This window comes from Synechococcus sp. LTW-G (assembly GCF_054459035.1).
The window spans coordinates 598,152-611,562 of the sequence record NZ_JBTKYW010000001.1 but is presented as its reverse complement, the minus strand read 5'-3'; the positions used below and the strand labels follow the sequence as shown (position 1 = coordinate 611,562).

The window sequence follows — 13,411 nt, the reverse complement described above, 5'->3', positions numbered from 1 at the left end:
AACCGTTATCGTTTCCGGAGCTGCGGGGTGGGTTTGGCGCGTTCTTTGGCGCTTGCGGCTGTTGCAAGTGGATTGACGCTCGTTGCTCCGCAGGCCAGTGCTGCACAGGCCTCCCCCTCGGTTGTTGCAGCGAACGGCATTCTTTGCGACCTCGTTGGTGTGCTGGCGGGATCGAGTGCTTCTGTCGCCTGCCTGGTGCCCGCTGGAGCCGATCCACACGACTACCGCCTGAACGCCAGGGACCGAGCAGCGATTCAGTCGGCCTCTCTGGTCTTCTTGAACGGCTATCGGTTAAGTCCTGCCCTCGAGCGTGTCGGGAAGCTCAAGCGCACGGTCAAGGTGGCCGAACGGGCGGTCCCCTTGAGTCCATCGCGTGATCCGCATGTCTGGCACAACCCGCTCCAGGCGGTGGCGATGACGAGGGTGGTCTCCTCTGAATTCAAGACTTTGGTGGCGGCCCCGGCCCGCCCGGAGATTGAGGCACGCGCGGCTCGAGTGGCCTCCGTGCTCCAGCAGTTGGATCGATGGGCTGCCGTGCAATTCGCGACGGTGCCCAAGGGGCATCGTGTGGTGCTGACGGAGCACGATGCGATTGCCGCGTTGGCCCGGCGCTACCAGGTTCGCTATGTGCCCTTGATGCGCTCCTTTGCCTCAGGCGGCCCGCTGCGTCCCAGCAGTTTGGGTGAGATCACACAAGCGGTGAAGGGATCGGGAACGAAGTATCTGTTCTCGGAGTCCAAGGCCAACTCAAAAACCTTGCGCCGCATCAGTAAGACCTCGGGGATTCCGATTTATCGCCAGCACTTGGTGGTTGATGGAGTCGCCAAGGGGCAGACCTACGTCGCCACGTTCGTCTCCAATGTCTGCACCTTGGTTGATGCCCAGGGTGGACGCTGTGACCGCTCCGCCGCTCACGCACTCGTCGTCCGTTGGAAAGCGATTCGCTCGTCTCGCTGACTGTCGAATCCTCGCTTTGATCTCCTTAGATGATTAGCCCCCGTTCGCTGTTCTTGCCCTTGAGGTGCCTCCCCTTTGGTGTTGGCTGTGCTCTGTTGCTCTCGGCCCCCGCTTTCGCCCACGGCGGCGCGACTGGCGAGGAGCTCAAGCCTGGCGAATTCAAGGCCTCCCCTGTGATCACCATCGAGGGACACGGCGGTCTGGAGAACAATTTGCAGGGGCCGCCCAGGCACTACGCCATCGATGGTCTTTATGGAACGGTTTTGGAGTGGGGGCTCAAGAACCAGGGCAGTTTTGCGATCGAGGCGGCGATTGGTCCAGCCTTTGTCTGGGGTGAGGCTGAGCATTTTTATGGCCAGGTTCATGCCCATGGGGGGCATGCTGATGAAGAGCACGAGGGTGAGTCCTTTACCTCTGCCAGTCCATGGCGCAGGACGGACATTAAGGGCTATCTCACCGCTCGCTATCAACCCTGGAGCAACCTTTCCTTCCAGGCAACCTGGAAGCCGTACTACATCACTCGAACTGAAACCCTGGATGGTCTAGAGGATCAGTTGGGTTTGAGGAATGAGATTCAGGCGGGTGTGCTCTACGCCTTTGGTGATGGCGACGTCAATTTCGCCTTGGGTGATGGCCTGGAGAGTGTTGTGGATGGACTGTTTGTGTCTGCAGTCAACAACACGGGCTGGGATAGTGATGGAACCTATTTGGGCAACTACACCGACACCTGGGGTGGGTTTGGTTTTAACTACGACCTGCTGAATGTGACGCTCTCAGCTGGTCCACGGTTCTACACACCCGGCCGCTACGCCAACCTTCCGCAGCGTACGGATTGGGGTGGAGAGATTGAGTTCGAGTATCCCTTCACCACGTCAGTCGTTGGCTTTGCCCACTGGCAGGCCGTGTACAGCACCCAGGCTGGTGAAGGCTGGGGAATTGGATTTCAGCACCACATCGGTACTGGTGTGACTTTCCGCTTCTAGGGGCTTTTCTGGCGATCCGACTAGCTTGAGCTCTAGAGGCTGGATGGCTTTGCTTCGCGTTCAAAACCTCTGCGTTCATCGCGGCCAGCAACTGGTTCTCGATGACGTCTCTTTCACGATCAAGTCCGGCTCGTTAACGGCTTTGGTTGGCCCCAATGGAGCAGGCAAGAGCACGTTGTTGCATGCCCTAGAGGGGCAACTTCCAGCCACCTCCGGCCTCCTGGAGTTGGCTGGTTTGGCCCTCACCCCTGCGTTGGCCCGTCGAGAGATTGCGCTGATGCCGCAACGCGGAGCCATTGATTGGAGTTTCCCAATCACGGTCCAGGAGTTGGTTGCCCTGGGGCGTCTTCTCGGGCGTCGACCGGGCTGCTGCGATGTGGAGGCGGTTTTACAGCGGGTGGGTCTGGCTGGCTTGGGTTCACGACGGTTGGATGAACTCTCCGGCGGTCAGCAGCAGCGGGCGCTGCTCGCCCGCACGTTGTTGCAGCCAGCCCAGCTGTTGCTCCTGGATGAGCCCTGCGCTGCGATTGATCCCCCATCGCGCACCAATTTGTTGCGGGTCATGCGTCAGCTCTGCGATGCGGGATTGACCCTGCTGGTGAGCAGCCATGACTGGGGAACTGATCTGGATGCCTACGACGAAGTGCTGGTCCTGGATCGAGCGCTGCTTGCCCAAGGTCCGCCCGAGGCGGTACGGCGCTCCTTGGGCGACCTCAGGGTTGGGCATCAATGCTGTGGTTAGTCGCTTTGACGGGACTGGCAGCTCTCGCACAGTCCGAAGAACTCCAGGGTGTGAAAGATCAACGAAAACCCTTTGCTGTCCTCGGTTTCGAGGTCAACGTGATGAACAGGACAATGGTTGAGGACCGCGGTGGCGCCGCAGTCCACGCAGGTGATGTGATGCTCGTCCCGCCCCAACGGAGCGAAGAGGGCTTCGCCGCTGGGCAGATGCCGGCAGCGGATCAGTCCCCGTTGCTGGAGTTGGCGCAGGTGCCTGTAAACCGTTGCCAGTCCCATGGGGCTGTGGCTGCTCCGCAGCTGGGCATGCAGCTCCTGTCCAGACAGTTCTTGCTCGGCGTCCTCCAGGTGCTGAATGATCAGCTGCTGCCGCTCCGTGATGCCGGCAACCTGGGGGGGCATGGGCGTCCAGTTTGGATGGGGTCCAGATCCTATGGCTGACGCCTGGTGGCTCTTGCCCTTCAGCATCGCCCTGGTAGTGGGCGTGCTCTGTCCTCTGGCCGGAACGGCTCTGTTGGTGCAGCGCCGGTTGTTCCAGGTCAATTTGATCTCCCATGCGGTGCTGCCAGGACTGGTACTCGCCGTGTTCTGGGGGCTGGAGCCAAGCCTCGGCGGATTAATCAGTGGCGTGGTGTTCGCGCTGCTGGCTGAGCGGCTCACGGGGCTTCTGCCCCAGGGCGATCGCAATCGGGAGGCCGTGCTCAATGCCGTCTTGGCGGGATCGCTGGGGCTGGGGGTCCTGCTGATTCCCTTGCTCGGGGTCCGAGTGGATCTCGAGGCGATCTTGTTTGGGGATCTTCTGGCGGCTGGTCCAAGGGAGCTCTTGCAGAGCCTCATTGCCTTGGTCCTGATTGTCGGCGTGCTCGCCGGCCGCTATCGCCAGTACGTCTATCTCGGGGTGGATCCCGTTGGGGCCCAGGCTGCTGGGCTGCGTGTCTCGGCCCTGCGCCTGCTGTTGACACTGGTCACCGCGCTGGCGGTGGTGAGCGCGATTAGCGCCGTGGGCATTGTCTTGGTGGTGAGCCTGATGGCAGCACCTGCTCTCTTGGCCTTGCCGAAGGCCAGGAGTTTGCGGCAGGCCCTGCTGCGCTCCTCCTTATGGGGACTGCTCCTCTGCGGGGGAGGATTTCTGTTGGCGGTTCAGGATGCGGTCAACCTGCCGCCGGGTCCTGTGATCGGTGTTGTCTGTCTGGCCACCCTGCCGTTGCCGCTCTTGCGTCGCTGATCAACGGGCGGGGGCTTTTAGTCTTGCTTCACCAGGGCGGCCGGTGAACCACCGGTCCCTGTGAGGCTGGCCGCAGGCTTGGCTTGCTCCTGCGCGACCTCGCTGTAGAAGCTGTTGTCCAGATTGCCGAGTAGATAAGGGCGGTTGGTCTCGAAGTGGAGGTGGGGCCCGGTGGTCCAGGCGCCGCTGTTGCCGCAATGGCCAATCAGGTCGCCCCGCTTGTAGCTCCCGGGCGCTTGGGCGCTGTGAAGATGGCTGTAGCTGGTCTCTAGACCGTTGTTGCCCACCAGGACCACCGTGTTGCCGTGGGTGTGGCTGCGGATCACGCTGGCCACTCCGTCATGGGCTGCGCGCACTGGTGTTCCGACCGCACAGGCGATGTCCAGGGCCGGGTGCTCGGCGTGGGCGTCTTGGGTTACAACCCCTGGCATGGGATTCAGCAACTGCAGCGCGGGGACCAGGAGTGCGACGGGCAAGAAAAAGCTTTCGTGAAATCGAAAGCGAATCTTAAGTTACGACCCCTGAGACTTGAATGTCGTCTATGCGACAGGTTCGGGTTTCAGTCCGGATGTGCGCTGCAGGGCATCCAGCCAGAGCCCATCCGATGGGCGCCGCTGCAGCCAAGAGTTTTGGCTTGATCCAGCGCCTGCTGCTGACTGGGATAGAGGGTGAGTTCCTTGGCGGCAGGCCGGTGGGCGTGGGCCTGGCTTGGGTCTGGGCTCCACGTCCAAAGCCCCATGGCGTTCAGCCCAGCAACGGCAACTCCCATGCCCACGATGCAGGCATTGAGTACGCCCATTCCCACCACCCCCAGGCTGACGACGCCCATGGGGACTACGCCAATGCTCACCACGCCCATGGGCACGATGCCGATCGAGACGATTCCCAGCGGGGCAATGCCAATCGCGACGCGTTTGGGCGGGGCCGAGCAGCTCGAAGCGATGAATGTCTGGGTCTCGGCCTGACGTTCAGGACTGCGGACCATCGGCGCTCCTGCGATGGCGCCATCCTGCTGCCGATGAATCAGATGGTCTGGGCTTTGTTGCTAAACCACGTCGGGACGGCGGAGTAGCAGGCGGCGTTCTTCTCGTTCTCCCGGGCCTCGACCTTCCAGCAGCAGCTGCGGCCGCCGTCCCGCTTTTGCAGCAGTTGGTTGGCCCAGTCCCAGGCCAGGGCAGCGGTGGCTTCCATGCCGACGTTCTCCATGACCCGTAGATCCAGGGCCCCCTGCTCATGCAGGGACTGCCATTGCGCCAGCAGCGGGTCATCCGCATTGACCAAAAAGGTGTGGTCAAACTGCTGCCTCAGTTGCTTCTCCAGTTCGCTCAGGCTGGAGAAATCCACCACGAAGCCGTTTTCATCCAGCTCCTCGGCCTGGAACCAAAAACAAAAGCTGCGGCTGTAGCCGTGCACAAAGCGGCAATGGCCGCTGTGCCTCCACTGCCGGTGGCAACAGGGGTAGCCGCTAAAGGTTTTGCTGCAGGTGTAGGCGGCGGTCATCCCCGGTGAATGCTGGATGTAGGTCTTGAGGGAGGATCGGGGTAGATGGATCGGCAGCCCTTGCAGGCATCATTTCAGGCCCCAGATCCGGCCTTCATTCGCTCTCTTCGTTTTAACGAGGCCGGCCTGATCCCGGCGGTCGCGCAGGACTGGCTCGACGGTGCGGTCCTGATGGTCGCCTGGATGAACCACGAGGCGATTGAGCGCACCTTGGCCACGGGCGAAGTGCACTACTGGAGTCGCTCCCGCCAGGAGCTTTGGCACAAAGGTGCCACCAGTGGCCATACCCAGGCCTTGCGCGGCCTGCGCTACGACTGCGATGCCGACGTGCTGCTGCTCACGATTGAGCAGCGCGGCGATGTGGCTTGCCACACCGGAGCGCGCAGTTGCTTCTACGACGATGGACCGAGCCCGACGGCTGGTGGTGCTGGCGCCGCACCCCCGCCCGCCGATGTCTGCACGGAATTGATGCGGGTGATCGAAGGACGCCGTGACCAGCCGGAACCCGGCAGCTACACCAACAAGTTGCTCGAGGGCGGCGACAACCGGATCCTCAAAAAAATCGGTGAGGAGAGCGCCGAGTTCGTGATGGCCTGCAAGGACAACAGTCCTGAGGAGATGGCGGGTGAGGCGGCCGACATCGTCTTTCACCTGCAGGTTGCTTTGGCCCATCACGGCGTGAGCTGGCGCCGGGTGCAGGAGGTCTTGGCCTCCCGCCGGGGTGCTCCGCGCCGCGACTAGGGCTGTTTGAGGCGAACGGGGCTCCCATGGCGGAGTCCGCTGCCGTTGCTCAGGATCACCCGATCGGTGGCCGAGAGGCCTTTGAGGACGGGATAGCGATCCCCCTGCAGGGGACCCAGGCTGACGCTGCGCTGGAGCGCCACCCTGCTGCCCGCCGGTAGGCGCTCAATGGTCGCCAAGGGCGTCTTGCCCGGGTCTTTTTTCCATTGGGCAGGGGTGCCGACGACGAAGACGAAGGTCTGGCCGAATTGGCGCGTGACCGCCTCAAACGGAATGGCGAGGTGACGCTCCGCGCCAATGATCAAACGGGTCCGCAGGCGCTGCCCGTCGCGGAGCATGCCCTGGGGGTTCTCGATCTTGGCCTTGGCCAGCAGGGTCTGACTTTTGGCGTTGATGTTGGGATCGATCATCGTCACCCTCCCCTTGGCCACGGGCCGCTGCCCTTGGCCATCGAGCAGTTGCACCAGCTGTCCGCTGGCGAGCCGGTTCGCCTGGCCTGCCGGCACGTCGATCCGGGCCTGCAGCGCCTCGTTGCGGATGATCCGGCTAAAGGGGCTTCCGGCCTGGAGAACATCCCCTGCTTTGACGCTCAGATCGCTGATCACGCCAGCGATGGGGGCCCGCACGTCCTTGTAGGAAAGATCCGCCAACTTTGCCGTCAGGGCTTGGCGCGAGCCGATCGCTTTGGCTTCGAATTCATCGCGCTGTAGCGCGGTTGCCGCCCCTTCCTGGGCCAAGCCGGCCAGTCGCTCAAAGGCCAGTTGGTCGCTTTTGCTTTGGGCCTGCAGGGCTGCGACGTCCGCCTTGAGCTGGGTTTGATCGAGGACCAGCAGCAGTTGCCCGGCCTCAACGGACTGACCGGATTGGACCAGGACCCGTTGGATTCGTCCGCCGGCCTGGGCCGCCAGCTCGATTTCATCGGTGGCCTCCAGGGTGCTGACGGTGTCGATGCTTTGCACGAACACCTCCCGCTCCAGTGGAGCGGCCGTGACCTTCTGCGGCGGACGACCAGTTGAGCTGCCGCAGCCGCAGAGTGCGAGTAGTCCAAGGGCGGCCAGACCTGGCCAGAGTGCTTTAGCCATGGCTCCTCCGGGCTTTGAGCTCGAGCTCCCAGCCCTTGATCAACCTGTAGCTACTGGGCACGACAAATAGGCTCAAAACGGTGGCCACCAGTAGGCCAAAGAACACCACAGTGCCGATGCTGATGCGGCTGCTGGCGCTACTGCCGCTGGCCAGCAGCAGGGGCAGAAACCCCGCCAGGGAGGAGATGGCCGTCAGCAGGATCGGCCGCAGCCTGGAGCGGGCGGAGTCGCGGATGGCCTGGTCCAGGTTCAGTCCCTCCCGCAAGCGTTGATTGGCAAATTCCACGATCAAGATTCCGTTTTTGGCGGCCAGGGCCACCAGGACCAGCAGTCCCATCTGGCCGTAGACATCCAGGGGCAGACCGCGCAGCACCAGGCCGCCCAGCGCACCAAGCAGGGCCAGGGGAACGGTGATCAAGATGATGAACGGGTCCAGCAGGTTCTCGTAGAGGCCGGCCAGCACCAGCGCCATGACCAAGACCGCCAGGGAAAAGACCCGGACGGTGCTGCCGCCGGAGCGTTTCTCCTCCTCCGCCAGACCGGTCCAGGCCAGGTCCGTGCGCCGTCCCCCCAGTTGCCCCTGCAGCCGCTCGAGCTCAGCCATGGCTTGGCCGGTGCTCACCCCCGAGGCCGGTAAGGCTCGAATGCTGATGGAGCGCACAAGGCGGCTGTGGTTGATCGTGCTGGCGCCGCTGGAGGCCTCCACGCGCACCAACTGGCCAACGGGGATCAGGGTTCCTGATTTGGCGCGCACCTGCAGGGCGAGGACGTCGTCGAGGTTGCGCCGGCCCTCTCCATCCAGCTGAACAATCACCCGGCGGACCTGATCGCCCTCAAAGCTGTCGTTGACATAGCTGCTGCCCAGGCTGGCCTGCAGGGTGCTGACCAGTTGGCTCAGTTCCACGCCGAGGGAGGCCATCTGTAGGCGATCGGGCTCCAGCCGTAGGAGCGGGGAATCGGCGCTGAAGCGGGTGGAGACCCGCTCAAACAATCCGCTGGCATTGGCCGCTTGGATCAGGCGTTGGGCCTCGCCCGCAAATTGCTGCAGCGAGAACTGCCCGTTGCTGGTGTCCAGCAGCTCGAGCTCCAATCCCCCTTCGCTGCTGAAGCCGCGCACGCTGGGGGGCTGGCTGACGATCACCGTGGCCCCGGAGATCGTTTTACGCAGTTGGCGGTTGAGCCGTTTGGCCACCGCCTCGGTGCTGGGGCGTCCAGGCCCCCGCTCGCCGATCGGCTGAAGCCGCAGGAAGAGCAGTCCCTTGTTGGGGGTGCTGTCCCCAAAGGAACGGCCGGCATAGAAGTTGCCGGTTCGAATTGCGGGATCCGCCTCCGCCAGCGCTTGGACCTGCTGCATGACCGCCTCGGTGCGCTGCAGGGAGAGCCCCTCCGGCAGCACAACAACCCCCCGCAGTTGACCGTTGTCCTCCTGGGGAATGAAGGCCGTCGGTCTCCAGCTCAGGCCCAGGGCCGTCACCAACAGGCCCACCAGGACGCTGGCCATGACGCGGCGCCGCAGCTTGAGGGAGCCCTCGAGCCAGCGACCGTAGGGGGCTTCCAAGGATTCCAGCCAGCGCCGGGGCGGATCAATCCAGCGCAGCAGCCAGGCGGGCTCGCGTTGTTCCGCGTGGAGCAGGCGGCTGGCCGCCACCGGCGTGAAGCTGATGGCGTTAAACGTCGAGACCGCAATGGCGGCACTGATGCTGATGGCGATGGGCGCGTAGAGCCGGCCCACGCTTCCCTCCAGCCCGATCACCGGCAGGAAGACCACCACCAGCACCAGGGAGGTCGCCACCACCGCCCCACCGAGCTCCGCCATGGATTCGCGGGCGGCGGCCAAGGGGGAGGCCCCCGCTTCCAGCCGCCGTCCGATGTCCTCACTGACGACGATGGCGTCGTCGACCACCAGGCCCGAGGCCAGCACCATCCCAAACAGGCTGAGGGTGTTGATCGAGCCGCCGGCCAGCTTGATCAGGCTGATCGACCCCAACAGAGAGACCGGAACCGCCAGGGCGCTGATCAGGGCTAGACGGCTGTTGCCAAGCCCCAGCAGCAGGGCAAGAAACACCAGCAGCACCGCATCCCGGAGGCTGCCGGCGGTCTCGCCAATGCTGGTGCGAATCGTCTCGGCTTCGTTGACGATCAGCTGCAGATCAATGCCAGGGGGAATGTCCGGCTGGAGCTCCGCTAGGGCCTGCTCCACCGCCTCACTGACCGCCAGGGCATTGGTGCCATCCCGCTGGTACACGCCAATGGCCACAGCGCTGCTGCCCTGGAGGTTCGTGGCGATGGCGTCATAGCTCTCACTGCCAAGACCCACGCGGCCGATGTCCCTCAGCAGCACGACTCCGCCTTCGGGGCCCTCGCCGACCACCAGTTGCTCGAGTTCTTCGCTGCTGCGCAGCCGGCCCTCCATCTCGAGCGGGAGGGTGGTGGCCTGCCCCGGGGGCATGGGCGCTTCGCCGGTTTGTCCCAGTGCGGCTAGGACGTTCTGGGCCTGCAGGGCCCGCTCGACATCGTTGATCGTCAGTTGACGCTCAAGCAGTGCCGCGGGGTTGAGCCAGAGCCGGAAGGCCAACGGGCTCCCGCCAAACAGACGCACATCGCCAACCCCCTCGACCCGCTGGAGCCGCTGCTGCACCACCTGGCTGACCCAGCCATTGAGGAACTGCGGGGTGTAGCGCTTCGGATCCGCGCTGAAGCTCAGGACCATTAAGAGGTCATCGGAGCTGCGTCTGACCTGTACTCCCAGGCGAGCGACCTGGGCTGGTAGCCGCCGCAGCACCTGGGCGATTTCGTTTTGGGTGTTGACCTGATTGAGTTCGGGGGAGCCGCCGCGGAAGTTCAGCCGGATGCTGCTGCCACTGCTGCTGCTGCTGGAGCGGATGCTCTCGAGCCGCTCGAGTCCGTTGAGCTGCTGCTCGATTAAGGCGGTCACCCCCTGCTCCACCACCTCGGGGCTGCCGCCCGGGTAGGAGCTGCGGACACTGACCCGTCCGGGGGCAATGCTCGGCAGGTTCTCGACCTGCAGGCCGCTCAAGCTCAGGGCTCCCATGAGCAGCAGCAGCAGACTCAGCACCAAGCTGAATACGGGCCGTCTCAAGAACAGGTCTGAGAGGGTCCGCCTGGGCGGAGTCATGGCTGGGTGCTGGGCTGATCAGCCTGGGTCAAACCGGGCTGTTCTTGCAACCACTTCAGGGTGGCTTGATCCCTGGGGCTCAGCTGCAGGACCGGGATCGCTCCGGCCTTGACCGCCAGCGCATCGCCGGCTTGGTCGCTATGGCCCCAGAGACCAAAGGCGTGGCCCAATTCATGCAGGCTGGTGGCCTGAATGGCCGTTTGCGCTTGCCCGGGGCTGATCAGCACGGTCACCAGCGGCTCGAGGGACCAGCGCTGATCCCGGCGGACCTCACGCAACTGAAGCAGGGCCCGTCCATTGCTGGCGCGGTTATTGAGCAGGGGAGGCCGACGCCGCTCCACCAGAACGTGGGCCCGCAGCGGCTCGGTGACCAGGTGAATCGGCAGCTGGTCTTGCCAGGTGCGCAGGGCAGCCTGCACCGCCTGATGCCAGCGCTGCTGCCACATCGCCCCAGGCCCCTGGGTGGTCACGGGCTCCACCCAGACGCACCACTGCTTGCGATGGGGCCAGCCTGCGGGTGTGGTCTTGAGACGACTGCTGTAGCCAGCGCTGCTGGCGGTGGTCTGGACCGGCGCGATCAAGAGCTGCCCCTGGCCGGACCAGGGGCGCACCTCAGAGGCCAGTGGGCAGGCTGGAGGCGGTAGCTCCATTGCTGGGGCTAACCAGGCAGGCCGACGCCCCGGGCCATCAAGGTGGCCAGGAACGGAATCAGGGCAAAACCCACCAGTTCAATGTTGAGGATCCAGGCCAGCCGCTTGGCCAGGCCTTCGCTGACCTGGGGCAGTTCCCCTTTGCGCAGGGGGATGGCCCAGGTGATGTAGGTGATCGTTGGGTAGAGGGAGAGGCCACCCACGGAGAGGTAGAGGCCGACCTTCCACCAGAACAGAGGGTTCTCCGTGTAGAACTCCGAGCCCTGTCCGAAGTACATCACCCGCAGGATCCCGCTCACCAGGAGGGCGAGGGCCGCCATTCCGTAGACCACATCGGTGATCACCATCAAGGTGGCGTCCTTGCGGTTGGGGTTGGGCTGGATCAGGCGACGCTCCAGCACGAGGGCGCCGAAGCAGAGCATGAAGCTCAGGTAGTGGACGTAGGCCACGCCCGCTCGGGTGAGAACGGTCGGTGCGATGTCGGCGATCAGAGCCGGGGCGGGCATGGCCTTGGACTGGATGGGGCCTCAGACCGTAGCGAGCGAGCGACTGAGCTGGTTTTGTTCAGGCTTTGGAAGCCAATCTGCAATTGGGAAATAAGTCTGAATTTGGGAAGCAATTTTGAAAGTTGGAAGCTTTTTAGTGGCTTTCTTTTTTGAGTCAAAAACCCCTTAGGTTCAAATCAGCAGAACGCGCAAACATGGCCAGCTCGCTGAGTGCTTTCTTGGGTGAAATTGGTCGTCACCAGTTGTTGACGCCAGAGCAAGAGCTGATGCTTGGCCGCAAGGTACAAGCCATGGTGCAGCTGCACGAGCGCTGCGCTATGGCTGGTGGTGTTGGTGAAGCCTGCAGCTACAACGACATCGAGAAGCGCACGATGCGTGTGGGCGAGCGGGCTAAAGATCAAATGATCACGGCCAACCTGCGCTTGGTGGTCAACCTGGCAAAGCGCTACCAGGGCAAGGGACTTGACCTGTTGGACCTGATCCAAGAGGGGACCCTGGGTCTGACCCGAGCCGTTGAGAAGTACGACCCCACCCGCGGCCACCGCTTCAGTACTTATGCCTACTGGTGGATTCGCCAGGGACTCAACCGTGCGCTCTCGACCCAAAGTCGCACGATTCGTATTCCTGTCAATGTCAACGAAAAACTGACACGTTTGCGGGCTGCAAAGGCGCGTTTGATGCAGCGCAATGGCATGGCGCCTAATTCACAACAGCTGGCCACAGCGTTGGGTTTGCCGCTCGATGAAATTGAGGATTTGCTCGGTTGTGAGCTCCGCAGCGTCACCGTCAGCCTGCAGGGCATCGTCAAATCCAAATCCGATCCAACGGAACTGGTGGATGTGCTTCCCAGTGAGGATCTGCCTCCCATGGAGCGCTGTGAACTGGCGGAGCGCAATGCCGCGGTTTGGAAGCTTCTGGATCAGTCCAACCTCACGCCGAAAGAGCGCACTGTCGTGATGCTGCGCTTTGGTCTCGATGGCAGTCATGAGTGGCGCACCCTCGCTGAGGTGGCCCGTCTCCTGGGCTGCAGTCGGGAGTACTGCCGTCAGGTGGTCCAGCGGGCCCTGCGGAAGCTGCGCAAAGTGGGCATCCAGAGCGGATTGGTCGACGTCAGTTCTGTCGTTCAGTAGGTCGGCCCTCAGAATGGTGTCACCGCTTGAGGTGACACCAGCCCATGGCTGTCGATCCTGCTGCTCAACCCATTGATGCCCAAGTGCTGGGCAGCACCGAGGTCGATGAGGGCGCGCTGCGACGCCTCCTGCGTCGTGCGGGTCGCGCGATCGCGCGGCCTGCCATCGAATGCCTCGAGTTGTTGCTGGATTCCGGCACCCCGCCACAGGTTCGCCTGACGATGCTGGCGGCCCTGACCTATCTGCTGGTTCCGGTTGATTTGATCCCGGACTTCATCCCGGCGGCGGGCTTCAGCGATGACCTGGTGGCCTTGACCGCCCTGCTCGGTCTCTGCTCGAGTCACATGAGCGAACCCATTCGGATGCGGGCGCAGCGCAAACTAGATCGCTGGTTTCCCCCGACGCGCTGATGGCTGCTCTGACCTCTGAGCAGTTAGACGAACTGCAATCGTTCATCAAGGATTGGCTCCGCCACAGCGGCCGGACCCAGTCGGACCTGCGGCGAGTCCTGCGGGCAAGCTCGATTCGGATGCCGGTCCTGCTGGATGAGTTGGACCGCACCTACCGCCGTGACGGTTTGGTGGGCCTGGCTGAACGTCTCTGTGCCATTGAGGCGGTCTGGCAGAGCGAGGATCAAGGCGGGGTTGGTTCCGCCGATGCCGCTCCAGCCGTTGAGGACTCCCTTGGGCAATTGGATCTGCTCCTGGAAGAAATCCGACTGGAAGTCGGAGACGGCTGACGGAGGCCTGCACTCACGTCACAG

16 protein-coding genes are annotated in these 13,411 nt (G+C 63.4%); 8 read left to right on the top strand and 8 right to left on the bottom strand.

Annotated elements, in window-relative coordinates; translation table 11 throughout:
* Positions 1–72: 72 nt before the first annotated feature.
* From ACXIQ9_RS03445 to ACXIQ9_RS03435, 3 genes are read left to right on the top strand one after another with little or no spacing between them, the layout of a single operon-like run.
* Positions 73–957, top strand: a complete 885-nt coding sequence (locus ACXIQ9_RS03445; RefSeq protein WP_459015621.1) for a metal ABC transporter substrate-binding protein — start codon at positions 73–75, stop codon at positions 955–957.
* A gap of 29 nt (positions 958–986) precedes the next feature.
* The gene (locus tag ACXIQ9_RS03440; protein WP_459015619.1) at positions 987–1,940 is read left to right on the top strand and encodes a hypothetical protein; all 954 of its coding nucleotides are present in this window, start codon (positions 987–989) and stop codon (positions 1,938–1,940) included.
* A gap of 43 nt (positions 1,941–1,983) precedes the next feature.
* Entirely contained in the window at positions 1,984–2,682 is a 699-nt protein-coding gene (locus ACXIQ9_RS03435) for a metal ABC transporter ATP-binding protein (protein ID WP_247477442.1), read from the top strand.
* Here the strand turns inward: ACXIQ9_RS03435 and ACXIQ9_RS03430 are convergent.
* On the bottom strand, positions 2,679–3,080 hold the full coding sequence (locus tag ACXIQ9_RS03430) for a Fur family transcriptional regulator (protein WP_247477445.1): 402 nt from the start codon (positions 3,078–3,080) through the stop codon (positions 2,679–2,681). The genes ACXIQ9_RS03435 and ACXIQ9_RS03430 overlap by 4 nt on opposite strands.
* 31 nt (positions 3,081–3,111) lie before the next feature.
* Here ACXIQ9_RS03430 and ACXIQ9_RS03425 point away from each other — a divergent pair, with 31 nt between their 5' ends.
* Positions 3,112–3,903 carry a metal ABC transporter permease gene (locus tag ACXIQ9_RS03425; protein WP_247477448.1) on the top strand — a complete coding sequence of 264 codons (792 nt, stop codon included), beginning with the start codon at positions 3,112–3,114 and terminating at the stop codon, positions 3,901–3,903.
* A gap of 17 nt (positions 3,904–3,920) precedes the next feature.
* Here the strand turns inward: ACXIQ9_RS03425 and ACXIQ9_RS03420 are convergent, their stop codons facing one another.
* The 3 genes from ACXIQ9_RS03420 to ACXIQ9_RS03410 form a co-directional block, all read right to left on the bottom strand.
* Positions 3,921–4,379, bottom strand: a complete 459-nt coding sequence (locus ACXIQ9_RS03420; RefSeq protein WP_459015616.1) for a M23 family metallopeptidase — start codon at positions 4,377–4,379, stop codon at positions 3,921–3,923.
* 83 nt (positions 4,380–4,462) lie between these two features.
* A complete protein-coding gene (locus ACXIQ9_RS03415) occupies positions 4,463–4,888 on the bottom strand; it encodes a hypothetical protein (RefSeq protein ID WP_424163722.1) in 426 nt (141 codons plus the stop codon).
* Positions 4,889–4,926: 38 nt separating this feature from the next.
* Positions 4,927–5,403 carry a 6-carboxytetrahydropterin synthase gene (locus ACXIQ9_RS03410; protein ID WP_459015614.1) on the bottom strand — a complete coding sequence of 159 codons (477 nt, stop codon included), beginning with the start codon at positions 5,401–5,403 and terminating at the stop codon, positions 4,927–4,929.
* Positions 5,404–5,448: 45 nt separating this feature from the next.
* Between ACXIQ9_RS03410 and hisIE the strand changes: the two genes are divergently transcribed.
* Positions 5,449–6,144, top strand: a complete 696-nt coding sequence (gene hisIE, locus ACXIQ9_RS03405) for a bifunctional phosphoribosyl-AMP cyclohydrolase/phosphoribosyl-ATP diphosphatase HisIE (protein WP_296415618.1) — start codon at positions 5,449–5,451, stop codon at positions 6,142–6,144.
* Here hisIE and ACXIQ9_RS03400 read toward each other — a convergent pair.
* Genes ACXIQ9_RS03400 through ACXIQ9_RS03385 form a run of 4 tightly spaced genes read right to left on the bottom strand, consistent with a single transcriptional unit; the run spans position 6,141 to position 11,518 of the window.
* Positions 6,141–7,226: an efflux RND transporter periplasmic adaptor subunit gene (locus tag ACXIQ9_RS03400; RefSeq protein WP_459015612.1), complete on the bottom strand. Its 1,086-nt coding sequence runs from the start codon at positions 7,224–7,226 to the stop codon at positions 6,141–6,143. The genes hisIE and ACXIQ9_RS03400 overlap by 4 nt on opposite strands.
* Positions 7,219–10,362 (bottom strand): efflux RND transporter permease subunit, encoded by a 3,144-nt coding sequence (locus ACXIQ9_RS03395; protein ID WP_296421491.1) that lies wholly within the window; start codon positions 10,360–10,362, stop codon positions 7,219–7,221. The genes ACXIQ9_RS03400 and ACXIQ9_RS03395 overlap by 8 nt, the downstream gene beginning before the upstream one ends.
* Positions 10,359–10,973, bottom strand: coding sequence for a peptidase (locus tag ACXIQ9_RS03390; RefSeq protein WP_459015609.1), 615 nt, complete (start codon positions 10,971–10,973; stop codon positions 10,359–10,361). Before ACXIQ9_RS03390 ends, ACXIQ9_RS03395 begins: the two co-directional genes overlap by 4 nt.
* Positions 10,974–11,020: 47 nt before the next feature.
* Positions 11,021–11,518, bottom strand: coding sequence for a DUF2214 family protein (locus ACXIQ9_RS03385; protein ID WP_010315862.1), 498 nt, complete (start codon positions 11,516–11,518; stop codon positions 11,021–11,023).
* Positions 11,519–11,712: 194 nt separating this feature from the next.
* On the opposite strand from ACXIQ9_RS03385, the gene ACXIQ9_RS03380 reads away from it, so the two are divergent.
* Genes ACXIQ9_RS03380 through ACXIQ9_RS03370 form a run of 3 tightly spaced genes read left to right on the top strand, consistent with a single transcriptional unit; the run spans position 11,713 to position 13,387 of the window.
* The gene (locus ACXIQ9_RS03380; RefSeq protein WP_010315864.1) at positions 11,713–12,648 is read left to right on the top strand and encodes a sigma-70 family RNA polymerase sigma factor; all 936 of its coding nucleotides are present in this window, start codon (positions 11,713–11,715) and stop codon (positions 12,646–12,648) included.
* Between the two features lie 44 nt (positions 12,649–12,692).
* Positions 12,693–13,058, top strand: a complete 366-nt coding sequence (locus tag ACXIQ9_RS03375) for a YkvA family protein (RefSeq protein WP_010315866.1) — start codon at positions 12,693–12,695, stop codon at positions 13,056–13,058.
* The gene (locus ACXIQ9_RS03370; RefSeq protein WP_459015607.1) at positions 13,058–13,387 is read left to right on the top strand and encodes a hypothetical protein; all 330 of its coding nucleotides are present in this window, start codon (positions 13,058–13,060) and stop codon (positions 13,385–13,387) included. Before ACXIQ9_RS03375 ends, ACXIQ9_RS03370 begins: the two co-directional genes overlap by 1 nt.
* Positions 13,388–13,411: the final 24 nt, after the last annotated feature.